The organism is Arthrobacter sp. StoSoilB20, from assembly GCF_019977295.1.
Lineage (GTDB): Bacteria > Actinomycetota > Actinomycetes > Actinomycetales > Micrococcaceae > Arthrobacter > Arthrobacter nicotinovorans_A.
This window is the reverse complement of record NZ_AP024651.1, coordinates 1,393,274-1,415,741: the sequence shown is the minus strand read 5'-3', so window position 1 is coordinate 1,415,741 and position 22,468 is coordinate 1,393,274. Positions and strand designations below refer to the sequence as shown.

The following is a 22,468-nucleotide window of genomic DNA, read 5'->3' as shown; positions in this document are numbered from 1 at the left end:
TGATTTACTTCTTGGGGCTCGCTGCCGATTCGACGACCAACTTGCCGGAGACGATGTCTGCCTTCAGGGCATCGAGTTCGGACTTGGTTTCTGCGGTCACGGCCGAGTCAAGGTCGTGGAACGGAGCAATCGCAACGCCATCGTTTTCCAACGTGCCAACGTAGGCCTCGTTGGTGAACTTGCCGTCCTTGTCATCCTTCACCACGGTTTCAACGGCCTCGCCCATCTGCTTGACCACGGAGGTCAGCATGAGGTCCTTGTATTCGGGGGCGGTGAGGTAGCCGTCGGAGTCAACCCAGATGAGCTTGACGTCCTTGCCTGAGGCCTTGGCTTCCTTCAGCGCAGCGCCTGCACCCTTACCAACCGGTCCGGCCACGGGCATGATGATGTCCGCGCCCTGGTCCAGCAGGTTGATGGTGACCTGCTTGCCGGTGTCCTGCTTCTCGAAGTCACCCGTGAATGAGCCGTCCTGGGTGTTCTTGTCCCAGCCGACAACCTGGACGGTCTTGTTCTTGGCCTTGTTGTAGGCCTGGACACCGTCGTAGAAGCCGTCCATGAAGATGGTGACCGTGGGGATCTTGATGCCGCCGAAGGTACCCACCTTGCCCGTCTTGGACGTGGCCGCAGCTGCGTAGCCTGCCAGGTAGGCCGCTTGTGCCGTGTCATAGACGATCGGCTTCACGTTGGTGATGGGGGTTTCGTACGAGTAGTCGATAATCGCGAAGTGCTTGTCGGCGTTCGCAGCGGCGGCAGCCTTGGTGGCGTCGCCGAGGAGGAAGCCGACCGTAACCGTGAGGTTGCAGCCTGCGGAGACCATGCCGTTGAGGTTCGTCTCGAAGTCGCTGTTGGCCTTGGATTCGGCCGACTTCACGGTGATGCCCAAGTCTGTCTCAGCCTTCTTGAGGCCTTCGAACGAGGACTGGTTGAAGGACTGGTCATCGAATCCACCGGAGTCCGAGACGATGCATCCAAGGAAGTCACTCTTGGTGGCGGTGCCGGAGCCAGCATCGGGGGCCTGTCCACAACTGGTCAGCAGGAGCGCTGCTGCGCCGAGGGTGGCAACACCGGCCATTGAACCGCGCTTCAGGGTGGCACGCAGTGGTTTCTTCAATTTTCCTCCAGGAAGAAAGTGATTGGCGCTACGACGGATGGTCAATGAGTGTCCGTTTCCTATACCTGAGGCAGAAATTCTGTTTTCACTGATGCTCGCAGCTGCGCCGAAGCGCATTGATGTCACCAACACTAGTGGCCTGGAACACACCCAGCTACCACAAATGATCCCTCCAGGTCAGATTGTTGACCTTTTGTTACCAAGCAGTAGCCGGGTGTGCAAGTCACATGCGATTCACCTGTGGATTAAAGGCGGACCAGCATCTTTCCGGTGTTCGCCCCGTCCAGCAGGTCAATGAAGGCCTGCGGTGCGTTTTCCAGTCCGTCAACGATTGTCTCGTCATAGCTGACGGACCCATCGGCCAGCCATCCGGCCATCTTCTGCGCAAATTCGGGGGCGTGTTGACGCTGGCCGCCCACCAGGAATCCACGCAGGGTGAGCTGCTTGCCGATGGCCACGGCAAGGTTCCGGGGCGCGACCGGGGGCTCGGTGGAGTTGTACTGTGCAATGGCACCGCACATGGCCACACGGCCGCCTACTGTCAGGGTTGCCAGGGCTGCTTCCAGGTGTTCTCCGCCAACGTTGTCGAAGTAGACATCGATGCCGCGCTCCCCTGCCGCATCCTTGAGCTGGTCCAGCACCGGAGCGTCGTTGTAGTTGAAGGCGGCATCAAAACCGAGCTCCAGCAACCGGGCAACCTTCTCCGGGGATCCCGCACTGCCGATCACCTTTGATGCACCCATGGCTTTGGCGATCTGGCCCACCATGGAACCGACGGCCCCAGCGGCTCCGGAGACGAACACGACGTCGCCTTCCTTGAACTCTGCGACCTTCAGCAGCCCCGCGTAAGCAGTCAGCCCCGTCATGCCCAGCGCACCCAGGAAGGCAGACGTCGGGGCCAGCCCCGACGGGACGGGAGTAGTTGCCGCGGCGTCCACTACAGCGTGCTCGCGCCAGCCCAGTTGATGCACGACGACGTCACCCACCTTGTGCGCGTCCGAACGGGACGCGATCACCTCACCTACCGCACCGCCGTCGAGCGCTGCATCCAGACGGAACGGCGCGGAGTAGGACTTGACGTCGTTCATGCGGCCACGCATGTACGGATCCACGGACATGAACTGGTTCTTCACCAGAACCTGTCCCTCGGCGAGCTCCGGGAGCGGTGCCGCTGCCAGCCGGAAGTTCTCCTGGGCCGGGCGTCCCACCGGGCGGGAGGCCAGCTGGATTTCGCGGGTTTCAGTTACGGCGCTCATGCTGCGAACTCCACGAGCTTGAGGTCTACGGCCATGTTGCCGCGGGTTGCATTGGAGTAAGGGCAGATCTGGTGCGCTTTGGCCATCAGCTCTTCAGCGGTGCTGCGGTCCAGCGCGGGCAGGGCAATCTCGAGTTCGGCAGCCAGGCCGTAACCTTCACTGTCCGTCAGGGCGCCGAAGTGGATCTTGGCAGCCACTGCGGAGTCGCTGAGGTCAACGCGTTCCTTGCGGCCCACCAGGCGCAGGGCGGAGTGGAAGCATGCCGCGTAGCCGGCAGCAAAGAGCTGCTCCGGGTTGGTTCCTTCACCGTTGCCGCCGAGCTCCACGGGGCTGGCCAGTGCTACATCCAGCTTGCCGTCATTGGTGCGGGCGTTGCCATCGCGGCCTTCGCCGGAGGCCAGTGCCTCGGCAGTGTAGAGAGTCTTCATGGTGTTTCCGTTTCTCTTCGGGAATGGATGTTCCGGGATTTTCCGGGAGTTCGTCAGAGTGAGCTGTTCAAGGCCGTGGTGAGTTTGCCGAGCGTGGCGTGGAGCTGTTCGATTTCGTCGGCAGAAAGGCCTGCCGCGTCGGCGAGGCGCTGGGGAACGGCCTGGGCACGGGCGCTCAAGGCGGTCCCGGCGTCGGTCAGAACAACGTCCACGCGGCGCTCGTCTTCGGCCGAGCGGCGGCGTTCCACCAGGCGCAGGCCCTCAAGGCGCTTCAGGAGGGGTGACAACGTTCCTGAATCCAGGCCGAGTTCGGCACCAAGGTCGCGGACGCTCCGGGGCTCCTGCTCCCAGAGGACCAGCATCACCAGGTACTGCGGGTAGGTTAGGCCGAGGTCATCCAGCACGGGGCGGTAGACCGCCGTCGCCGCCTTGGACGCCGAGTACAGCGCAAAGCAGACCTGGTGGCGGAGGCGGGGTGCATCACTCATGAATAAAACGATAGTGCACAATTCAATTGTGCACAACTCATCTGCCCCTGACGTGCCCAACCGAGTCGCAGTTGAGCGCGTTCTGACGGGTCAAACGCGCTCAACTGCGAGTCAGGTGGGTTTACTGTTCAGTGCGTTTACTGCTCAGTGGGTTTACTGTTCGAGGTCGCGGATGGTTCGCAGGGCAGCTGCGGTCAGCACGCGGATGGCGTAGCCGAGGGCGCGTTCATCAACAATGAAGTCACCGCGGTGGAGATCGTACTCTTCGCCGCCCGGGGTGTGGGTACCCAGGCGCATCATGGCACCGGGAAGGTCCGCCAGGAACCAGGCAAAGTCCTCGCCACCCATGGACTGCGGCGTGAGGACCACCGCATTCTCCCCCAGCTCGGCGCGGGCAGAGGCTTCAATGAGGGCAGTCTCGTGCTCGGAGTTCACCACGGGAGGCACGCCACGGGTGTGTTCCAGATGGACATCCACGCCGTAGGGCGCGGCAACCTGCCTGACGACGTCGTCCAGCAACTCCCCCGCACTGTGCCAGGCGTCGCGGTCCAGGCAACGCATGGTGCCGGCCATGTAGCCGGTTCCCGGAATGGCGTTGGGTGCCGAACCTGCGGAAATCTGGCCCCAAACCACCGACACGCCACTGCGGACGTCCACGCGGCGGGAAAGGACTGCCGGCACGTTCACCGCGATTTGAGCCAGGGCGAACACAAGGTCCTCGGTCAGGTGCGGCCTGGAGGTGTGCCCTCCCCGGCCGGAAAGCTCAATCTTGATGGTGTCCGACGCCGAGGTGATGGCCCCGATGCGGGTGCCGATCTGGCCTACGTTGATCCGCGGATCGCAATGCAGCGCCAGGATACGCGGCACGCCTTCCAGCACTCCCTGTTCGATGCAGGCCAGCGCTCCGCCGGGCATGGTTTCCTCGGCCGGCTGGAAGATGATCCGGACCGTGCCGCCGAGCGGGTTGTTCTTGTGCATCCGCTGCAGCGTCAAAGCGATGCCAAGCATGGCAGTGGTATGGACATCGTGCCCGCAAGCATGGGTCACACCATGGTTCTTCGAGGCGAACGGCAAGCCGGTTTCCTCAATGATCGGCAGTGCGTCAATGTCACCACGAAGGGCGGTGGCGATGGGGCCTTCACCCACGTCAACGGTCAGGCCGGTCTCCTCAAGTCGCCTGGGCTTCAGCCCGGCGGCCTCAAGCCGCTCCACGAGCTTGTCCGTGGTGCGGAATTCCTTGAAGGAAAGCTCAGGGTGCGCATGGAGGTCACGCCGGAATTCGATGAGTCCGGGAAGGAGTTCATCCACCCAAGGACTCACAACGGGAGCTGGCTCGGTTTCAGTCGTGTAATTGCGCACGTCACAACTCTAGCCATGCCACGCCTCCGAAGAACGAAAGCCACCTCTTGGTTACGCTGCGTTCAGGCGCAGGACAACCAAAGAGGTGGCTCACGGTATAAGGAGGGTGGTTACAGCACGTCCGTATCGCCGCTGGCCTTGAGGGCATCAACAGTGCCCTTGACCAGTTGCGCGTGCTCTTTGGTGGTGACCAGGAGCGCGTCCGGTGTGTCCACGATGACCACATCCTTGATGCCAATCAGTGCAATGACGCGTTTGGTATCGGAGACCACCACGCCGCTGGCATTTTCCGCGAACACACGGGCGCCTTCACCAAGCACGGTCACTTCGTCCACATCACCGGCGTTGTTCAGGCGGCCGATCGCGGCAAAGTCGCCGACGTCGTCCCACCGGAAAGTACCGGGCACGACGGCGACATCGCCGGCTGCCGCTGCGGGCTCGGCAACGGCGTAGTCAATGGCAATCTTGGGCAGCGTAGGCCAAACCCGGGCAGTCACTTCGGCACGCTGCGGCGTATCCCAGGCCTCCGCGATCTCCTGGAGGCCCTTGAACAGTTCAGGCTGGTTGGCTTCAAGGTGCTTGAGCATGAGTGCCACGGGAGCCACGAACATGCCCGCGTTCCAGACGTAGTCCCCGGCTTCGACATACTTGTTGGCTACTTCCTGGCTTGGCTTCTCAACGAACTCCGCAACGGCCAGCGCATTCGGGGCGCCTTCGACGTGGAGGGCAGCGCCGGAGCGGATGTAGCCGAAGCCGGTGGAAGGGTGCGTGGGCTTGATGCCGATGGTGACGATTTTTCCCATTGCGGCGGTATAGATGGCCTCGCGCACGGTTTCCTGGAAAAGATCGTCCGGACTGATGACCTGGTCTGCCGCAAAGGAGCCCATGATGGTCTCCGGGTCACGGCGGTACAGGATGGCAGCAGCAAGACCGATCGCGGCACCGGAGTCCTTGGGTTCGCTCTCGAGCACCAGTTCGTCGTCGCCCACTTCAGGGAGCTGGCGGCAGACTGCGGCGCGGTGGGCAACACCGGTGACAACCAATACCCGCTCGCCGGCCAGCGGCTCCAGGCGGTCATAGGTGGCCCTCAGCAAGGTGCTGCCTGAACCGGTCAGGTCATGAAGGAACTTGGGCGCTGCGGCCCGCGAGAGTGGCCACAACCGGGTCCCCACACCGCCGGCCGGAATAACCGCATGGAAGCGGTTCATGGGCGATTCCGGGTATTTTGCGTCTTCTGTACTCACCGCAACACTTTATCCGACGCAGGCGCGAAGCCCTGCAGCGCGCCACGCATGTGGCATTCGTCTCAGGAAGTGGTGAAAATTGCCTGAATACTGGCACGAAACATGGATTTAACAAGGAGAGAAGCCCGTCCTAAATTGAATATGCTGTGAGCGAAGCCTAGATTTAGGCGTGAGCTACGAGTGCTCTCGCAGCAGGCGTTCCCCTTGCGTGGATCCCATGCCAGCGCCGCTGTGTTGCAGGAAGGTTTAATCAGTGCCGACAAAACCAGCTGGCACCTTGTACCGCGGCCGTGAAGGCATGTGGTCCTGGGTTGGACATCGTATTACCGGTGTAGTGATCTTTTTCTTCTTGTTGGTCCATGTGCTGGACACCTCATTGGTGCGCGTGTCCCCCGAGGCCTACACGGCCGTCATTGGTGCTTACAAGAACCCCCTCATGGCCCTGGGGGAAACGGGCCTGGTCGCTGCGATCATCTTCCACGCCTTCAACGGCCTGCGCGTGATTGCCATCGACTTCTGGAAAAAGGGCGCCAAGTACCAGCGCCAAATGCTGTGGGTCGTGCTTGCGCTGTGGCTGGTCACGTTCGCCGGCTTCGCCATCCGCCACCTTTCCCTCGCGCTGGGAGGCCACTAAGCCATGACAACCATCGAATCTCCGCGCAGCGGAAAAATCGGATCCGGAAAAATCGCACCGAAGTACAACCGCACCGGCTCCAGCCGTGGAAACTTCGAGATGATCGCCTGGCTCTTCATGCGCCTCTCCGGCATCGTCCTCGTGGTGCTGATCTTCGGCCACCTCTTCGTGAACCTGCTGGTAGGCGAAGGCATCCACGCGATCGACTTCGGCTTCGTTGCCGGCAAGTGGGCAGATCCGTTCTGGCAGTTCTGGGACCTGGCCATGCTGTGGCTTGCCATGCTGCACGGTACCAACGGCGTCCGCACCATCATCAACGACTACGCCGAGAAGGATTCCACGCGCTTCTGGCTCAAGATGGTCCTCTACGCGGCCACCCTGGTCATCATCATCCTTGGCACGCTGGTGATCTTCACCTTCAACCCGTGCCCCGTCGTCGACGGCGTTCAGCTTCCTGGCGGATTCTGCCCGGCACCGTAGCGGCGCTGCCGGTTGCTCTCCCGAGCCAACCGGTTCGCCTGACGTAGCGGAGCAGCCTCCGCCGACCAACTGAATTTTTGAAAGAGAGAGCATCTGGTATGCAGGTCCATAAGTACGACGTCGTCATTGTCGGTGCAGGTGGCGCCGGCATGCGCGCCGCGATCGAGTCCGGTCAGCGCGCACGCACCGCGGTACTGACCAAGCTCTACCCCACCCGCTCGCACACAGGTGCAGCCCAGGGTGGCATGTGTGCAGCACTGGCCAACGTCGAAGAAGACAACTGGGAATGGCACACCTTTGACACCATCAAGGGTGGCGACTACCTGGTTGACCAGGACGCAGCCGAGGTCATGGCGAAAGAAGCCATCGACGCCGTGCTGGACCTGGAGAAGATGGGCCTGCCGTTCAACCGCACGCCCGAAGGCCGCATTGACCAGCGCCGCTTCGGTGGCCACACCCGCGACCACGGCAAGGCCCCCGTCCGCCGTGCTTGCTATGCAGCCGACCGCACAGGCCACATGATCCTGCAGACGCTGTACCAAAACTGCGTCAAGCACAACGTTGAGTTCTACAACGAGTACTACGTCCTGGACCTGCTGATCGTCGAAGAAGACGCAGTGCGCGAAGACGGAACCCCGTACAAGCAAAAGCGCGTTGCCGGTGTGGTCTCCTACGACCTCGCCTCCGGTGAGCTCCACGTCTTCCAGGCCAAGTCGGTGGTGTTCGCTTCCGGTGGCGCCGGCAAGGTCTTCAAGACCACCTCCAACGCCCACACCCTCACGGGCGACGGCATGGGCATCGCGTTCCGCCGCGGCATCCCCCTGGAAGACATGGAGTTCTTCCAGTTCCACCCGACCGGCCTCGCCGGCCTGGGCATCCTCCTTACCGAGGGTGCGCGTGGTGAAGGTGCCATCCTGCGTAACTCCGAAGGTGAGCGCTTCATGGAGCGCTACGCCCCCACCATCAAGGACCTCGCACCCCGCGACATCGTGGCCCGCGCCATGGCCAACGAGGTGCGTGAAGGCCGCGGTTGTGGTCCGAACAAGGATTACGTCCTCCTGGACCTGACCCACCTTGAGCCGGCGCACATCGAAGCCAAGCTTCCGGACATCACCGAGTTCGCCCGCACCTACCTGGGTGTGGAACCGTTCACGGATCCTGTTCCGGTGTTCCCCACGGCGCACTACGCCATGGGTGGCATCCCCACCAACATCACCACTGAAGTGCTGCAGGACAACGACACGATCGTGCCGGGCCTCTACGCCGCCGGTGAGGTTGCCTGCGTTTCCGTCCACGGCTCCAACCGCCTGGGCACCAACTCGCTCCTGGACATCAACGTGTTCGGCAAGCGCGCCGGCATCGCCGCTGCGGAGTATTCCAAGACCGCCGACTACGTCGAGCTGCCGGAGGACCCCGAGGCAATGACCCGTGGCATCCTGAACGGGCTCCTTACCGGCAACGGTACCGAGCGTGTGGCACAGATCCGCAAGGAACTGCAGGACACCATGGATGCCAACATGCAGGTGTTCCGCACCAAGGAATCCCTGGAGCAGGTCCTTCGCGACATCGCTTCCTTCGAAGAGCGGTACAAGCACGTTACCGTTCAGGACAAGGGCAAGCGCTTCAACCTGGACCTCCTGGAAGCCGTGGAACTGGGCTTCCTCCTGGACATGGCCAAGGTCATGACCGTAGGTGCACTGCACCGTGAAGAGTCGCGCGGCGGTCACTACCGCGAGGACTTCCCGGACCGCAACGACGAAAAGTTCATGAAGCACTCCATGGCTTACCTGGACACTTCCGTCACCGTCGATTCCTCAGCGGAATCCGTCGCGGGCATCCGTCTTGAGACGAAGCCCGTCATCTTCACCCGTTACGAGCCGATGGAGCGTAAGTACTAATGACGACCGAAATGGCAGAGCCCGCTTCCAAGATCGAGCTCCCGGCAAGTGTTGCCGGTGACGGTGAAATTCCGACGTTCCACATCACGCTTCGCGTGCGCCGCTACGATCCCGAAATCTCGGACGAAGCACGTTGGGACGACTACAAGCTGACCATGTACGGCACGGACCGTGTGCTGGATGCCCTCCACAAGGTCAAGTGGGAGATCGACGGCAGCGTTTCCTTCCGCCGCTCCTGCGCCCACGGCGTGTGTGGTTCTGATGCCATGCGCATCAACGGCCGCAACCGCCTCGCCTGCAAGACGCTGCTGAAGGACCTGGACACCACCAAGCCCATCACCGTCGAGCCGATCAAGGGCCTCCCTGTGGAGAAGGACCTGATCGTGGACATGGAGCCCTTCTTCCAGTCCTTCCGCGAAGTCATGCCGTTCCTGATCAACAAGGGCCACGAGCCCACCAAGGAACGCCTGCAGTCCGTTGAGGACCGTGAGCGCTTTGACGACACCACCAAGTGCATCCTGTGCGCCGCCTGCACCTCGTCCTGCCCGGTCTTCTGGACCGATGGCCAGTACTTTGGTCCTGCGGCGATCGTCAACGCCCACCGCTTCATTTTCGATTCCCGTGATGACGCCGGCGACATGCGCCTTGAGATCCTCAACGACAAAGAGGGCGTGTGGCGTTGCCGCACCACCTTCAACTGCTCGGAAGCCTGCCCGCGTGGCATCCAGGTGACCCAGGCAATCGCAGAGGTCAAGCAGGCCATCCTGTCCCGCAAGATCTAGTTCGCGTTTCACCACAAGAACACACGACGACGGCGCCACTCACCACTGATGGTGAGGGGCGCCGTCGTCGTTAATCAACTGCCGCAACCGGCTCCGCAACGCAAGGAGATCAGCGTGTCACGCTCTGAAAAGATCAGCTTCACGGGAAGTACCGGCGACGCCCTGGCCGGCATCGTGGACGTGCCCGAGGGGCCCATCCGCGGCTGGGGCCTGTACTCACATGGCCTGACCCTTGGCAAAGACAGCCCCGCGGCGTCGCGCATCTGCAAGGGGCTTGCGGAGCAGGGCGTGGGGATGCTGCGTTTCGACAACCTCGGCCTGGGCGGATCCGCTGGCGAATGGTCGGCAGGGTCCTTCAGCGTCAAAGTGGCCGATACCATCCTGGCCGCGGAGTTCATGCGGGAACAAGGCCGGGCAATTTCCTTGCTGGTGGGCCACTCGTTCGGCGGCGCGGCAGTGCTCGCCGCAGCCCGCGACATTCCCGGCCTGAACGCCGTGGTGACTGTGGCGGCACCGTACGAGCCCAAGCATGTTGAGCACATGTTCGATACCGAGATGGAAGACATCCTGCGCGACGGCAGCGCGGTGGTGGATCTTGGCGGCCGGCCCATGGAGGTCCGCCGCCACTTTGTGGAGGACGTGGAACGCGCTGATCTGCGCGACTGCATCCGAACCCTCCACAAGCCCCTGATGGTGATGCACTCCCCTACCGACAACACCGTGGGGATCGACAACGCAAGTGAAATCTTCCGCACTGCCCGGCACCCCCGGAGTTTCATCTCCCTTGAGGGCAGTGAGCATCTGCTGACCGGCAAGGGCCAGGCAGCACGGGTGGCCCGCATCATCAGTGCATGGGCGGACCCGTACCTGGAAGTCGCCAACGCCGTCTAGCTTAAAGCAACGCGGGGTCAGTTGTGCCCCTAAACCGCTTCAAAAGTGGCCATAAGTGACCCCGCGTTGCTTTTGCCTACTTGCCGATGGCGGCTTTGCTCTCGCTAAGCCATTGCTCGGCCGCCTTCTCCGGGCTCAGCCTCTTGAACAGTACCTCGGTGTTGATGCGGGCGGTAATTTCGGAGACCGCCGTGGATCCCGTAGGACCAATGAAGGTTGGAGCGAAGTCCATCTTGCCGATCTGGTCGATGTAGGCGGCTTCGGCCTTGCCCTGCGGTGTCAGGAGGTCCTGGATGGCCGTGCGCATGCCGGAGTTACTGGGCACGCCGCGGTCGCTCTGGATGATCTTCGCAGCGGCCTCATTGTTGATGAGGAAGCTGACCAGCTTGGCGGCAGCATCTGTGTGCTTGCTCCGGGCTGAGATGGTGTAGAACTGCGAGGACTGGAGCCAGATTCCGGGCGTGGGCTTCTCCCCCGGGAGCTTGAGCAGCTTCAATTCTGCCCCTGAGGCTTTGCTGAGGGCAGTCAGTGAGTTGGTCCAGGTCAGCATCATGCCGGCCTGGCCCATGCCCATGAGTGTTTGCTCGGTGCTGACGTTCAGTTTCTCAACGGTCTCCGAAGCGCTGGGGGCAGCGCCGGATTCACTGAGCTTCAGGGAGAAGTCGAAGTAGTCCTGCACGGTTTCCTTGTCCAGGCCAAGCTGTCCCTCCTGCGTGTAGAGGGACTTGCCGCGCTGGCGGGCAAAGGCATCCAGGGAATCGTGCGTCAGGACGGTAGCGGTGCCGTAGGTTCCCTTGGGGCTCTTGGCTGTGATGTCCGCAGCGGTCTTGGCAAAGTCGTCCCAGGACCAGGAGTCGTCGTCCGGCAGGGCGACACCCGCGGCCTGGAACACGGCAGGGTTCACTACTATGGCCAGGGCGTTGGCGCCGGTGGAGACGCCGTACTGCTTGCCTTGGACCTGCCCGTTTTCCAGGGCTCCCTGGTCCATCTTGGAAAGATCCAGCGAACCCTGCACCTTGGACAGGTCCAGAAGGGCGCCGCGGTTGGCGTACTCAGCTGGGTAGGCACCACCCATGGTGATGACATCCGGGGCGTCGTTGGCCGCAACCTGGGTGGCCAGTTTGTCGAAGTAACCCCCGATGTCGCCGTACTCCGGCTTGACCTTGATATTGGGGTTGGCGGCCTCGAACTCCTTGATGGCCTTGTTGGTCAGATCCGCACGGGTGGCGTTTCCCCACCATGAGAAGCGGATCTCCACCGGCCCGTCCTCGGGCTGGTTGGAAGAGGGACTGGAACATGCTGCCGTGAGGCCAAGCATGCTGACAGCCGCGACGAAAGCTATGGATTTCCGGAGATGCCGGAGCGATTTACGCGTCATTGGGTAAGCTTCTTTCAGGCTCAGAAAACGGTTCCTGAAACGTATCAAGACCGTGTATATTCGTCAATAGTTTGGGATATGAACTATTTAGGCCACTCAAGGAGAATGCCGTGCCGCCCCTGCCCTTGGACCGGATCCAACTCCGGGACCCCTTTGTGCTGACCCAGCCGGCCACCGGAAACTACCTGCTCTTCGGCAGCACGGACAAGAACATCTGGTCCGGCCAAGCCACCGGATTCGACTGCTACAGAAGCAGCGACCTGACCACGTGGGACGGCCCCTTCGAAGCCTTCAGGCCACCACCAGGCTTCTGGAGCCAGGAGCAGTACTGGGCTCCGGAGGTCCACGAATACCACGGGCGCTACTACATGTTTGCGACGTTCATCAGCCCCGGCCGCCTCCGCGGCACCCAGGTTCTTGCCGCTGATGAGCCCGAGGGACCCTATGAACCCTGGAGCGAGGGCCCTGTCACTCCCGCAAACTGGCAATGCCTGGACGGCACCCTTCACCTGGACGCAGAAGGAACGCCGTGGATCATTTTCTGCCACGAATGGAAGCAGGTGCACGACGGCGCCATGATGGCCCAGCGACTCAGCCCGGACCTGCGGACCGCTGAAGGCGTTCCTGTCTTCCTCTTCAGTGCCTCGGAGGCGCCATGGGCGCGCGCCCTCGATGTTCCCTCCGTCCGCGACCGGGAATTCCCTGTTTTCGTTACCGACGGTCCGTTCCTCTTCAGGCTCAGCAGCGGCAACCTCATCATGCTTTGGTCCAGTTTTGGCGACAACGGTTATGCCATGGGCATTGCCCGCAGCGAATCCGGAACAGTACTGGGGCCATGGATTCAGGAGGCAGAGCCGCTCTGGAGCACGGATGGGGGGCACGGAATGATCGGCCGACACCTGGATGGCAGCCTGTTCCTGACGCTCCACCAGCCCAACAAGACGCCCTTTGAACGGGCAGCATTCTTCCCGCTCAACGAACTCGAACACACCGTCACACTTGCCGGCACCGTCCCTTTCGAAAGGCTGACATGACCCCGCCATCCCCTCCCATCGATCGCAAGGCATTGGTCCAGCGGCACAACGTCCGCCAGAACCAGCTGGATCCACGCAGTCCCGTCTCCGTGGGCAACGGCGAGTTCGCCTTCACCATGGACCTCACCGGGCTCCAATCATTGCCCGAGCACTATCCAGTGGGGGCACGCGATGAACTGCCGCCAGGAACACTCCTGGGGACCCAGGCCCAGTGGGGTTGGCACTCTGTACCCCCGCCCCACCCTTACGACCTCGCCGGCTCGACCGTCCTCTACGATTCACCCCGCGGCCCTGTCCCCTACGTGGACATGGTGGGTGAGATTGTGAACGATCGCGAAACGGACACCTCCCTGGCCGAAACCTGGCTCCGGGCCAATGCCCACCGGCTGGACCTGGGACGCATCGGATTCCGGTGGAGGGACCATCGAGGTGAACGTCCCCTCGAGCCGGCAGACATTGTTCAGACGGAACAAACGCTGGACCTCTGGACGGGCTCGGTCATCAGCCGGTTCACACTTGCCGGTCACCCCGTTAAAGTCACGACGGCGTGCCACCCGGACCGGGATGAGCTCGGCTTTCGCATCGAGTCCACTGCCCTTGCGGCGGGCTTGGTGGTGGGTATTGGCTTCCCGTACGGCTCCGAGGCATGGCATGACGCTGCGGACTGGACCCGGCCTGAGGCGCACACAACCACGCTCACTGGACCGTCCCCCCTGGACGAACATCATGGTGCTGCAGTGTGGACTGCACACAGGGAACTGGATGATTCCCGTTATCGGGCCATCATTACCGGACAGGACCTGGCGGTGGAACAAGCCGGGCAGCACCACGTGGTTATCGCCCTGGCAACGTCCGGGGCGTTGGCCGTACCAGTGCTGGACTTCTGTGTTGAGTTCCGGTCCGCCGGGGACGGCGACTGCATCCCGCGAGGCAACAACAGGCCCGCCGGCCACGCCGGGCAGCCGGCCGGCTCCGCAAAGGTGGGCAACGGCGTCGAACTTTCTCCCGCCGGTACCGTCATCGAAGCCTCAGCCGCCCACTGGGCGGCGTTCTGGTCCTCGGGCGGAGCGATCGAGCTCGATGCCACCGACGATCCGCGCGCCAAGGAGCTGGAACGCCGGATTGTGCTGTCCCAGTACCTCACCGCGATCAACTGTTCGGGGTCTTTGCCGCCGCAGGAAACAGGGCTGGTGTGCAACTCGTGGCGTGGCCGTTTCCATCTGGAAATGCACTGGTGGCATGCGGCGCACTTTGCGCACTGGAACCGGGTGGAACTTCTGCTCCCGTCCTTGCGGTGGTACTCCACCGTGCTGGAGACCTCGCGGCAGACGGCCAAAGCGCAAGGTTTCGACGGCGTCCGCTGGCCCAAGCAGGTAGGTCCGGATGGGCGCGAGAGCCCCAGCCCGATCGGGACATTTTTGATCTGGCAGCAGCCGCACCCCATCCACCTCGCCGAGCTGGTGTACCGGGCCAACCCGGGCACGGAGGTGCTGGAGGAGTTCGCGGAGATCGTTTTCGAGTCAGCCGCCTTCATGGCAAGCTTTGCCCACCCCAGCCCGCGCGGCTTCGAACTGGGGCCACCCCTGATTCCGGCCCAGGAAAGCTACGGCTCGATCCGGTCCAAGGTCACCAATCCCACCTTCGAACTGGCGTATTGGCAGTGGGGCCTGCGGACGGCGTCGGCGTGGCGGGAAAGGCTGGGGCTGGAACCTGTTCCGGCATGGTCCGAGGTAGCAGATGGCATGGTTCCACCACGGGTGGTGGACGGCGTGTATGCCGCGATCGACGTCGAGCCCTTCACCATACGCACCGACCACCCCTCCATGCTGTGCGCTCTCGGGGTCCTTCCGCAGACCGACCTCATTGATCCGGACCTCATGCGGGCCACACTGTCCGATGTCTTGGCCGACTGGGACTGGGGCAGCACATGGGGTTGGGACTATCCGGTGATGGCCATGACTGCCGCGCGGCTTGAGGATCCGGAAGCCGCCGTTGATGCGCTGCTCCTGGACGCCGGGAAGAACACCGTCCTGGCCAACGGCCACAACCGGCAGACGGACTCATTGCCGCTGTACCTTCCCGGTAACGGCGGACTCCTGGCCGCTGTGGCCCTCATGGCGGCCGGCTGGGACAACGGACCGGAACGGCAAGCACCGGGGTTCCCCGCGGACTGGACCGTTGCCTGGGAGGGGCTGGTGCAGGCTCCCTAGCTGCGGCGGGGGCCCACTGCTGCGCCCACGAGGGCCCCCAACCCAACCCCGATGAGGATGCCCAGGAACGGTGAATTGAAGATCAGCTGGCCAACGATCAAACCGACGGCAGCGCCCAGAAGGCAGCCGATCCACAGTTGATTGTTCATGGCGTCTCCCGGGGTAGGTGGTCTCAGGTGCGGGGAATGACTCTGCGGGACCCCAGGACCTTTTTGCGCGGAGCCTCCCCCGATTCAGTATCGGCCTCGCGAATGGCCGACCACGACGCCGACACCAGATACACCTGGCTCACCAGGTTGAACCAGATCAGCAGGCCGATGATGATGGCAAAGGAAGCCAGCACCGGGTTGTTGCCGGAGCGGGCCAGGAGCTCGGTGCTGAAGAACTGCAGGACAGTGGTCCCCACGCCTGCGAGCACAACCCCCTCCAGGAACGCGCGGCGCCCCAATTTCAGGCTGCCTGCGATCCTGAACAGTACTGCCGCCGTCGCGCAGTTCAGGAGGAGGGGAACCACGATCTTGACCGTGGAGGCGATGGGCGCGGCCACTGCCTCATCGAGCTTCAGCAGGGCGATGAACCAGTCGGCGGCTGTTCCAAAAATCAGGGACGCACCTGCACTGATGATCAGGATGACGCCCAGCAACACCAAGGTGCCGGCATCGATGAGTTTCTGGAGGAGGCCGTTGCGCATGAGCGGATCAGCGTTCATTACCCCACGGAGCCCCTCCCTGACACTGGCAATCCAGCCAAGGGACGTGAAGATCGTGACGGCTGCGGCAATCAGTGCTGTCCAGCCGAGTCCGGAGGGGTTCAGGAGCGTTTGGGGATCCACCAGGCCTTCGCCGCCATTGACCTGCAGGAGCCCAGGCGCTGCGGAAGCCACACTGCCGATGACAGCGTCTTCCAGCACTGGGTTGCCGCCCAGGACAATCCCGGCGATCGCGAAGCCCGTGGTCAGCAGGCCCGTCACGGAGAAGAACATGTTGAACCCGATGCCTGCACTCAACAGAGGCCCATGCTGGCGCGTGTAGTGCTGGAAGGCACGCATGGCCCGAATGGTGTTCAACCTGGCCATGAAGAGGGCGAAGAAAGCACCCGCCTTCTTCGGCAGGCCTTCACCTGCGCGCTTGGCGTGACCCCAATCCTGCCTCTTGCGAAGCAGCTCAAGTTTGAGCTTGGCCAGCTCAGTTGGCAGCGGAGGAACGTCCGCCTGTGTGGCGTGAATCCGCTTGCTGTTCTTCGTCAGTATCGCCGCCAAAGTCGAGCTCTTCCCGTAGCTGCCATATTCCATTGGTGTCGTGCTCGTAAAGTCCCATGCTAACCACAGGGAAGGTGGCCCGGTAATCTCTGAGCACCGTTTCGGCCTCATCCAGGTTTTCCTGGGCAACATCATGCGCCACAGTGACGTGCGGATGGTACGGGAAAGGCAGCAACCGTTCGAGGGGCCCGGATTGAAGTTTCTCGTGCAACTGCACGCACTCCTCAAAGCCTTCTTCGACGTTGACGAACACCACAGGTGACACCGGGCGGAAGGAACCCGTGCCCGAGATGGTGATGTGGAAGGGCTCCTGGGTCCGGGCTACTTCGCGGACATGTTCCCGGGTGGCCGCCCAGTCCTGGGTGGGCGTCGTGGTGATCAGGGTGATGTGGGCGGGAATGACCTCGGCCATGGGGTCGCCGAACGAGGCACGCCATTCCTGCAGTTCGCGGGCGATCTCCGGTGGGAAACCAAGGATGACGCCAACACACATGGTGCTGCCGTCACCGCAGTCGGCGCCGGTGGCACCGCTCTGGCGAGAGTCGTCCGGACCGACACCCTTGCGGGTGTCGGTCTTGACGTTGAGCCGGCCAGCAGAGCACATGGAGTTAGCGGACTCCCAGGTCGCGGTGGGCATCTCCGCGGTAGGGCAGGAAACCGACCTTGGAATAGACATCGGCCAGGGTTGCTGAGGCGATTTCACGTGCCTTGTCTGCGCCGAGAGCCAGGAGTCGGTCCAGTTCCGCAGGATCTGCCAGGAGCTCGTTGGCCCGTTCCCGGATGGGTGCCAGATGGCCGGAGACGAGTTCGGCCAAGTCAACCTTGAGGTGCCCGTACATCTTGCCCTGGTAGTCGGCCACGATCTTCTCCACGGGAGTTCCACTGATGGCCGAGTAGATGGTCAGCAGGTTCGAAACACCGGGCTTGTTCTCACGGTCGTAGCGGATCTCGGTTTCGGTGTCCGTGACAGCCGACTTGATCCGCTTGGCCACCGTCTTGGGATCATCCAGGAGGTTGATCAAGCCGGCGGGCGATTCCGCGGACTTTGACATCTTGGCGGTGGGGTTCTGGAGATCGTAGATCTTGGCCGATTCCTTCTGGATGAAGGCCTCGGGCACCTGGAACGTCTCTCCGAACCGGCTGTTGAACCGGTTGGCGAGGTCCCGGCTGAGTTCCACGTGCTGGCGCTGGTCTTCACCCACCGGCACACCGTGCGGCTGGTACAGGAGAATATCGGCGGCCTGAAGGATGGGGTAGGTGAACAGGCCAACGCTTGCGTGGTCCGAACCCTGCTTCTGCGCCTTGTCCTTGAACTGGGTCATGCGGGCCGCTTCGCCCATGCCGGTGATGCAGTTCAGGACCCAGGCGAGCTGGGCGTGCTCGGGGACCTGGGACTGGACGAACAACGTGCACTTGTCCACGTCCACACCGCCGGCGATGTACTGGGCAGCTGTCACACGTGTGCGCCGCGCAAGTTCTGCCGGATCCTGCGGGACTGTGATGGCGTGCAGGTCCGGGATGAAGTACACGGCGTCATACTCGTCCTGCATCCGAACCCAGTTGACCAAGGCGCCGAGGTAGTTGCCCAGGTGCAGGGAATCGGCGGAGGGCTGCATTCCGGAGAGAACCCGGTGCTTGGCGCCGACGGCAAGTTTGGTGGACGTGCTGGTCTGCGGCGCGGCCACAGTGCCGGTTTCAGTGGTGATGGAACTAGTCATGGAGGAATACCTTAGGAAGCTTAGAGCCGGTAGTCGACTACCAGCGGTGCATGGTCGGAGAAGCGGGTGTCCCACGACGGCGCCCGGTCCACGACAGCCGAGAAAGCGGCTGCTGCGAGGCCCGGTGTGGCCAAGTGGTAGTCGATGCGCCAGCCTGTGTCAGTGTCAAAGGCCTTACCGCGCTGGGACCACCAGGTGTAGGGGCCGGCGACATTTCCTGCCAGGCCCCTGTGGACATCCCTCCAACCGATTTCTTCGCCGAGGAAGCGGTCAAAGTATGCTCGCTCCTCCGGAAGGAAGCCGGCACGCTTGACGTTGCCCTTCCAGTTCTTGATATCCAGTTCGGTGTGTCCGACGTTGAGGTCACCCACCACCAGGGCGTGGTCGCTGTGCTTGGCGAGTTCCGGCAAGCGGACCGTCATGGCGTCGAGGAAGCGGAATTTATCATCCTGCTTGGGGGTGCCGACTTCTCCGGAGTGCACGTAGGCGCTGACGACGGTCAGCGTGGCGGGTTCCCCGGCGGAGTTCTTGACGGCGTAGTCAGCTTCAACCCAGCGACCTGAGGTGTCGAAATAGGAATCGCCGATCCCAATGCGCGTGGCGGTGGGCTCTTCGCGGGAAGCAATCGCCACACCGGCCCGGCCCTTGGCCTCAGCTTCGGTGTGGAGGATGTGCCAGCCTTCGCCGATCAGCTTCCTGACGATGTCATCAGGCGCGCGGACTTCCTGCAGGCAGAGAATGTCAACATCGCGCGGCTCCAGCCATTCCGCCATGCCGTTCTTGTAGGCAGCCCTGAGGCCGTTGACGTTAACTGACGCGATGCGAAGGAAGTCCTTCTTCAATGCCGTACTCACCCGGTCCACTCTAGTCGATGATGGTGCCGGCTACGGGCTCGTCAGAGCCGCCGGAGGACTTGATCATGTCGCGCGCATTGGTAGCTGTAATGGCAATGGTTTCCAGCGCGCGGTCGATGGTGTCCTGATTGGCTGCACCGCCCTTGGCCCGTTCCTCGTCCACTACGCGGACTTGGACCTGGACGATCTTGAACGAGTGGTCCAGCTTGAGGTCCCGAACCTCGTCGGTCTTGCTGCGTTCGGCGACGACGCGGGTACCCCCGTTGTCGGCGGTGGACGACGACGGCGCGCGGCCGGCTGCGGCGTTGAACGCATTTTGCGCTTCGGTCAGCTTTGCGCCGGCACGCTGCGCGGCCCTGCGGATGCTGAGCACCACGAAGGTGGCCAGGGCAAGCCAACCGAAGGCCACTACTGCGACGACCCAACCCACAACATCGTTCTGGTTGGCCGCGAAGATCACGGCTACCAGGAACGCGATGATGACAACGGTCATCCCCAGGCCGCCAATGCGGAAGCCTTTGAACATGCCTTTGCCGGCTGGGGACGTGGACGGGTGCGGGTCACCGAGAGATTGCATGGATCCATTCTCTCAAACGCTCAAAGGTGCCTGCGCCAGCTTCCACGGACGGCGAACACCAGCCCCCAAGCCCCGGGTTTTTGTACAGCTAATGCCCCCAAGACGCCTCTTTCGGGGCATTAACTGTACAAAAACTCCATCACTTAAGGAACAGCTGGCGCAGTCTTCCGGTGGTCAGCATGATCCCCAGCGCGATCATCACCACGTAGTAACCCACATGGATGGCCGTGGCAGGGCTGAAGGAGCCCACGCTGATCTGCCGCAGCAACTCCACCCCGTGCCAGAGGGGCATGGCCTGGATGAACCACTGAATCACCTGCGGGTAGACGCTGAGCGGGTAGAACGTGGCACTGAACAGGAACATGGGCAGGAGGAAGAAGTTGATCCAGTCCATTTGTTGGAACGTCTTCATGAAGCTGGTGATGCCCATGCCGAAGCTCGCGAAGCCAAAGGCGATCAGCACCGAGGCAGGAATGACCAGGATGGCCCACCAACTGGTGAGCAGCCCCATGACACCCATCACGGCGGTGAATCCCGTGGCGTAGAGCAATCCGCGCAGGAGGGCCAGGAAGATCTCGCCGATCGCCACATCCAAGGGCCCCAGGGACGTGTAGAGCATCCCTTGGTAGAGCTTGGCAAAGTTCATCTTGAAGAAGACGTTCCAAGTGGAGTCGTAGATGGCGCCATTCATGGCCGAGACCGCCAGGAGTGCCGGGGCAATGTAGGCGGCGTAACTGATTTCCTCACCACCAGGGCCTTGCACGGTGCCCACGATCGAGCCCATGCCCACGCCCATGGCCAGCAGGAACAGCACCGGCTCGAAGAATCCGGACACCATCACCAGCCAGGTGCTGGACTTGGCTGCCATGAGCCCCCGGCCTACCACTGCCTTGGCGTTGCGGGAGTACAGCGAACCGAACTTTCGCTCACGGGCAAGGTCCGTGGCGCTGTGCCCGCCTGTGAGGACACTCATGAGCCCATCCTTTTCACGAATTGGCGGCGCACCATGATCCAGCCGACGGTGGTTGTCGCCAGCAGGAACACCACATGGGTGATGGTCAGCAAGGGATTCTGGTCCATCCCGTAGGTGAAGACCCGGCCCAGCTCCGTTCCATGCCATACCGGTGAGATCCAGCCGATCCAACGCACCGCGATGGGAAGGGAATCCAGCGGGAAGAACGTCCCGGAGAAGAGGAACAAAGGCATGACGATGAAACGCTGCACCAACGCGAATTGCCCTTTGTCTTGCTTGATGCTGGCGGCATAGGCCATCAGCGGCAAACCAAAGGACAGCGCCGCAACTGTTGCCACAACGGCAGACACCCAACCCCAAGGGCTCGGCGAAGCTCCGAACAACGCCACCACCACGAAGTAGACCACGGACTGCAGGAGGAACCTCAGGGTGCTGGCCATGATGTGGCCGCTGGCGATTTGCTCAGGAATCAAGGGCGAGGCGTGCGGGCCATAGAACACGCGGCGCCACTTGAAACCGTCCATGATGGGGTAGGAGAACTCCCCCGATGCCGTCATCACCGCCGCGGAGACCAACAATGCCGGAGCCACAAACTCCAGATAGCTGACACCTCCGAATGCTGCCTCGCTGTTGGCGTCCACCAAGCTGGCCAGTCCCACGCCCATGGCAAAGAGGTAGGCCACCGGTTGACCCACGCTGTACAGCACCACGGACCACCCGTAGTTGCGCATGACGCGGAGCACCTGCTCCGCGTAGAAGAAGGAACCCCATCGCCGCGCCCTGGCAGCCGACACCTCAGGTGAGTGGGCCCGCAACGGTTGGGCCGCCGTCGTAAATGGTTTGTTTGTTGAGTCAGTCAACTGTTCCCCTAGTCAACGAGGCTCCTGCCGGTCAGCCGCAGGAACACGTCCTCCAGCGATGAGCGGCGCACCAGCGACGTCATCGGATGCAGCCCACGGGCAGTGACCTGCTCCAGCGCGGCCTCGCCGTCGTGGGCGTAGATCAGCACGCGGTCAGGCAGTGTCTCCAAACGCTCACCAATGCCTTGGAGCTCGACGCCGATGGTCGCGTTACGCTCTGATCCGAACCTGAGTTCAAGTACTTCACGCGAAGAATGCTCGCGGATGAGGGTCGCCGGGGACCCCTCGGCCATGATCCGGCCCTTGTCCACCACGATCAGCCGGTCGCACAACTGCTCGGCTTCATCCATGTAGTGCGTGGTGAGGATCAGCGTGACGCCGCTTTCCTTCAGCCGGAACAGCCTGTCCCAGAGGATGTGGCGCGCCTGCGGATCAAGGCCGGTGGTGGGCTCATCCAGGAGCAGGATCCGGGGCTCGTTGATGAGGGACCGGGCAATGGTGAGCCTGCGCTTCATGCCGCCTGAGAGGGCATCGACCTTGGAATTGGCTTTATCCGTCAGCTGCGCGAATTCCAGCAGTTCATCGGCCTTTGGCTTCAAATAGCTCAGGGGCAGGCCGAAGTAGCGCCCATAGACGATCAGGTTCTCGCGGACTTTCAACTCTTCGTCGAGGTTGTCCTGCTGCGGAACCACGCCTAGGTGTGCCCGGACCTCAGGGCCGTTCGACTCGGGGTCCAGGCCCATGATGGTCAACGAGCCGGACGTTCTCTGGGACACGCCACCGATCATTTTCATGGTGGTGGACTTGCCGGCGCCATTGGGGCCAAGCAGCCCGAAGGACTCCCCCGCCGGCACGTCGAAGGAGATGTTGTCCACGGCGGTGAGCTCACCATAGGACTTGGTGAGGTTCCGGGCGCTGATGACGAAGGGGCGGTTCATGCCGACGCTGGCTTGCGGGGACTCTGACGGTTTCGATGACTGTTTTGATGACTGTTTTGATGACGGTTTTGATGACTGCGTCGGAGAGCGGGTTGCT

At 62.5% G+C, this 22,468-nt stretch carries 23 protein-coding genes; 7 read left to right on the top strand and 16 right to left on the bottom strand.

What is annotated here, in order from left to right; translation table 11 throughout:
• Nucleotides 1-4 precede the first annotated feature (4 nt).
• From LDN85_RS06495 to LDN85_RS06470, 6 genes are all read right to left on the bottom strand, one after another.
• Entirely contained in the window at nucleotides 5-1,243 is a 1,239-nt protein-coding gene (locus LDN85_RS06495) for a BMP family ABC transporter substrate-binding protein (protein ID WP_035761225.1), read from the bottom strand.
• A 113-nt stretch (nucleotides 1,244-1,356) separates the two neighbouring features.
• Entirely contained in the window at nucleotides 1,357-2,367 is a 1,011-nt protein-coding gene (locus LDN85_RS06490) for an NADP-dependent oxidoreductase (protein WP_223944923.1), read from the bottom strand.
• Nucleotides 2,364-2,795: an organic hydroperoxide resistance protein gene (locus LDN85_RS06485; RefSeq protein WP_026542856.1), complete on the bottom strand. Its 432-nt coding sequence runs from the start codon at nucleotides 2,793-2,795 to the stop codon at nucleotides 2,364-2,366. Before LDN85_RS06485 ends, LDN85_RS06490 begins: the two co-directional genes overlap by 4 nt.
• A gap of 53 nt (nucleotides 2,796-2,848) precedes the next feature.
• Entirely contained in the window at nucleotides 2,849-3,283 is a 435-nt protein-coding gene (locus LDN85_RS06480; RefSeq protein ID WP_223944922.1) for a MarR family transcriptional regulator, read from the bottom strand.
• A 153-nt stretch (nucleotides 3,284-3,436) separates the two neighbouring features.
• On the bottom strand, nucleotides 3,437-4,642 hold the full coding sequence (locus LDN85_RS06475; RefSeq protein ID WP_026547510.1) for an amidohydrolase: 1,206 nt from the start codon (nucleotides 4,640-4,642) through the stop codon (nucleotides 3,437-3,439).
• 110 nt (nucleotides 4,643-4,752) lie between these two features.
• Nucleotides 4,753-5,886 (bottom strand): sugar phosphate nucleotidyltransferase, encoded by a 1,134-nt coding sequence (locus tag LDN85_RS06470; protein ID WP_026542859.1) that lies wholly within the window; start codon nucleotides 5,884-5,886, stop codon nucleotides 4,753-4,755.
• A gap of 298 nt (nucleotides 5,887-6,184) precedes the next feature.
• Here LDN85_RS06470 and sdhC point away from each other — a divergent pair, with 298 nt between their 5' ends.
• From sdhC to LDN85_RS06445, 5 genes are all read left to right on the top strand, one after another.
• Nucleotides 6,185-6,520: a succinate dehydrogenase, cytochrome b556 subunit gene (gene sdhC / locus LDN85_RS06465; RefSeq protein WP_026267095.1), complete on the top strand. Its 336-nt coding sequence runs from the start codon at nucleotides 6,185-6,187 to the stop codon at nucleotides 6,518-6,520.
• Between the two features lie 3 nt (nucleotides 6,521-6,523).
• A complete protein-coding gene (locus tag LDN85_RS06460) occupies nucleotides 6,524-7,000 on the top strand; it encodes a succinate dehydrogenase hydrophobic membrane anchor subunit (protein ID WP_026542860.1) in 477 nt (158 codons plus the stop codon).
• A 98-nt stretch (nucleotides 7,001-7,098) separates the two neighbouring features.
• The gene (sdhA, locus tag LDN85_RS06455) at nucleotides 7,099-8,898 is read left to right on the top strand and encodes a succinate dehydrogenase flavoprotein subunit (RefSeq protein ID WP_026547511.1); all 1,800 of its coding nucleotides are present in this window, start codon (nucleotides 7,099-7,101) and stop codon (nucleotides 8,896-8,898) included.
• Entirely contained in the window at nucleotides 8,898-9,680 is a 783-nt protein-coding gene (locus LDN85_RS06450; RefSeq protein WP_026542862.1) for a succinate dehydrogenase iron-sulfur subunit, read from the top strand. Before sdhA ends, LDN85_RS06450 begins: the two co-directional genes overlap by 1 nt.
• 114 nt (nucleotides 9,681-9,794) lie before the next feature.
• Complete coding sequence (locus tag LDN85_RS06445) at nucleotides 9,795-10,571, top strand: alpha/beta fold hydrolase (protein ID WP_026542863.1); 777 nt, start codon at nucleotides 9,795-9,797, stop codon at nucleotides 10,569-10,571.
• A gap of 76 nt (nucleotides 10,572-10,647) precedes the next feature.
• Here LDN85_RS06445 and LDN85_RS06440 read toward each other — a convergent pair whose 3' ends face one another.
• Entirely contained in the window at nucleotides 10,648-11,949 is a 1,302-nt protein-coding gene (locus tag LDN85_RS06440; RefSeq protein ID WP_026542864.1) for an extracellular solute-binding protein, read from the bottom strand.
• A gap of 110 nt (nucleotides 11,950-12,059) precedes the next feature.
• Between LDN85_RS06440 and LDN85_RS06435 the strand changes: the two genes are divergently transcribed.
• Both LDN85_RS06435 and LDN85_RS06430 read left to right on the top strand, forming a co-directional pair.
• Nucleotides 12,060-12,983, top strand: coding sequence for a glycoside hydrolase family 43 protein (locus LDN85_RS06435; protein ID WP_223944921.1), 924 nt, complete (start codon nucleotides 12,060-12,062; stop codon nucleotides 12,981-12,983).
• Complete coding sequence (locus tag LDN85_RS06430; protein WP_223944920.1) at nucleotides 12,980-15,193, top strand: hypothetical protein; 2,214 nt, start codon at nucleotides 12,980-12,982, stop codon at nucleotides 15,191-15,193. The genes LDN85_RS06435 and LDN85_RS06430 overlap by 4 nt, the downstream gene beginning before the upstream one ends.
• Here LDN85_RS06430 and LDN85_RS06425 read toward each other — a convergent pair.
• The 9 genes from LDN85_RS06425 to LDN85_RS06385 all read right to left on the bottom strand — a co-directional run bounded on the left by LDN85_RS06425 (nucleotide 15,190) and on the right by LDN85_RS06385 (nucleotide 22,371).
• The gene (locus tag LDN85_RS06425) at nucleotides 15,190-15,342 is read right to left on the bottom strand and encodes a glycine zipper domain-containing protein (RefSeq protein ID WP_172323851.1); all 153 of its coding nucleotides are present in this window, start codon (nucleotides 15,340-15,342) and stop codon (nucleotides 15,190-15,192) included. The two genes, LDN85_RS06430 and LDN85_RS06425, sit on opposite strands and share 4 nt — an antisense overlap.
• A 23-nt stretch (nucleotides 15,343-15,365) precedes the next feature.
• Nucleotides 15,366-16,451 carry a YihY/virulence factor BrkB family protein gene (locus LDN85_RS06420; RefSeq protein ID WP_026542866.1) on the bottom strand — a complete coding sequence of 362 codons (1,086 nt, stop codon included), beginning with the start codon at nucleotides 16,449-16,451 and terminating at the stop codon, nucleotides 15,366-15,368.
• Nucleotides 16,378-17,055 carry a 2'-5' RNA ligase family protein gene (locus LDN85_RS06415; RefSeq protein WP_026542867.1) on the bottom strand — a complete coding sequence of 226 codons (678 nt, stop codon included), beginning with the start codon at nucleotides 17,053-17,055 and terminating at the stop codon, nucleotides 16,378-16,380. Before LDN85_RS06415 ends, LDN85_RS06420 begins: the two co-directional genes overlap by 74 nt.
• Nucleotides 17,056-17,059: 4 nt before the next feature.
• Entirely contained in the window at nucleotides 17,060-18,169 is a 1,110-nt protein-coding gene (gene trpS / locus LDN85_RS06410; protein ID WP_026542868.1) for a tryptophan--tRNA ligase, read from the bottom strand.
• A 20-nt stretch (nucleotides 18,170-18,189) separates the two neighbouring features.
• Entirely contained in the window at nucleotides 18,190-19,023 is an 834-nt protein-coding gene (locus tag LDN85_RS06405; protein ID WP_026542869.1) for an exodeoxyribonuclease III, read from the bottom strand.
• Nucleotides 19,024-19,033: 10 nt separating this feature from the next.
• Nucleotides 19,034-19,600, bottom strand: coding sequence for a hypothetical protein (locus LDN85_RS06400; RefSeq protein ID WP_223944919.1), 567 nt, complete (start codon nucleotides 19,598-19,600; stop codon nucleotides 19,034-19,036).
• 139 nt (nucleotides 19,601-19,739) lie between these two features.
• Nucleotides 19,740-20,573 carry an ABC transporter permease gene (locus LDN85_RS06395; RefSeq protein WP_011773963.1) on the bottom strand — a complete coding sequence of 278 codons (834 nt, stop codon included), beginning with the start codon at nucleotides 20,571-20,573 and terminating at the stop codon, nucleotides 19,740-19,742.
• Complete coding sequence (locus tag LDN85_RS06390; protein WP_223945434.1) at nucleotides 20,570-21,367, bottom strand: ABC transporter permease; 798 nt, start codon at nucleotides 21,365-21,367, stop codon at nucleotides 20,570-20,572. Before LDN85_RS06390 ends, LDN85_RS06395 begins: the two co-directional genes overlap by 4 nt.
• A gap of 74 nt (nucleotides 21,368-21,441) precedes the next feature.
• Complete coding sequence (locus tag LDN85_RS06385; protein WP_026547517.1) at nucleotides 21,442-22,371, bottom strand: ABC transporter ATP-binding protein; 930 nt, start codon at nucleotides 22,369-22,371, stop codon at nucleotides 21,442-21,444.
• Nucleotides 22,372-22,468 lie beyond the last annotated feature (97 nt).

Bases quoted from the DNA above. Each gene is read 5' to 3' on its own strand.
- LDN85_RS06490 (WP_223944923.1), bottom strand. From the start codon at position 2,367: ATGAGCGCCGTAACTGAAACCCGCGAAATCCAGCTGGCCTCCCGCCCG.
- sdhA (WP_026547511.1), top strand. From the start codon at position 7,099: ATGCAGGTCCATAAGTACGACGTCGTCATTGTCGGTGCAGGTGGCGCC.
- LDN85_RS06480 (WP_223944922.1), bottom strand. From the start codon at position 3,283: ATGAGTGATGCACCCCGCCTCCGCCACCAGGTCTGCTTTGCGCTGTAC.
- LDN85_RS06395 (WP_011773963.1), bottom strand. From the start codon at position 20,573: ATGAGTGTCCTCACAGGCGGGCACAGCGCCACGGACCTTGCCCGTGAG.
- LDN85_RS06450 (WP_026542862.1), top strand. From the start codon at position 8,898: ATGACGACCGAAATGGCAGAGCCCGCTTCCAAGATCGAGCTCCCGGCA.
- sdhC (WP_026267095.1), top strand. From the start codon at position 6,185: ATGTGGTCCTGGGTTGGACATCGTATTACCGGTGTAGTGATCTTTTTC.
- LDN85_RS06485 (WP_026542856.1), bottom strand. From the start codon at position 2,795: ATGAAGACTCTCTACACTGCCGAGGCACTGGCCTCCGGCGAAGGCCGC.
- LDN85_RS06430 (WP_223944920.1), top strand. From the start codon at position 12,980: ATGACCCCGCCATCCCCTCCCATCGATCGCAAGGCATTGGTCCAGCGG.
- LDN85_RS06460 (WP_026542860.1), top strand. From the start codon at position 6,524: ATGACAACCATCGAATCTCCGCGCAGCGGAAAAATCGGATCCGGAAAA.
- trpS (WP_026542868.1), bottom strand. From the start codon at position 18,169: ATGACTAGTTCCATCACCACTGAAACCGGCACTGTGGCCGCGCCGCAG.
- LDN85_RS06385 (WP_026547517.1), bottom strand. From the start codon at position 22,371: ATGAACCGCCCCTTCGTCATCAGCGCCCGGAACCTCACCAAGTCCTAT.
- LDN85_RS06440 (WP_026542864.1), bottom strand. From the start codon at position 11,949: ATGACGCGTAAATCGCTCCGGCATCTCCGGAAATCCATAGCTTTCGTC.
- LDN85_RS06425 (WP_172323851.1), bottom strand. From the start codon at position 15,342: ATGAACAATCAACTGTGGATCGGCTGCCTTCTGGGCGCTGCCGTCGGT.
- LDN85_RS06415 (WP_026542867.1), bottom strand. From the start codon at position 17,055: ATGTGCTCTGCTGGCCGGCTCAACGTCAAGACCGACACCCGCAAGGGT.
- LDN85_RS06400 (WP_223944919.1), bottom strand. From the start codon at position 19,600: ATGCAATCTCTCGGTGACCCGCACCCGTCCACGTCCCCAGCCGGCAAA.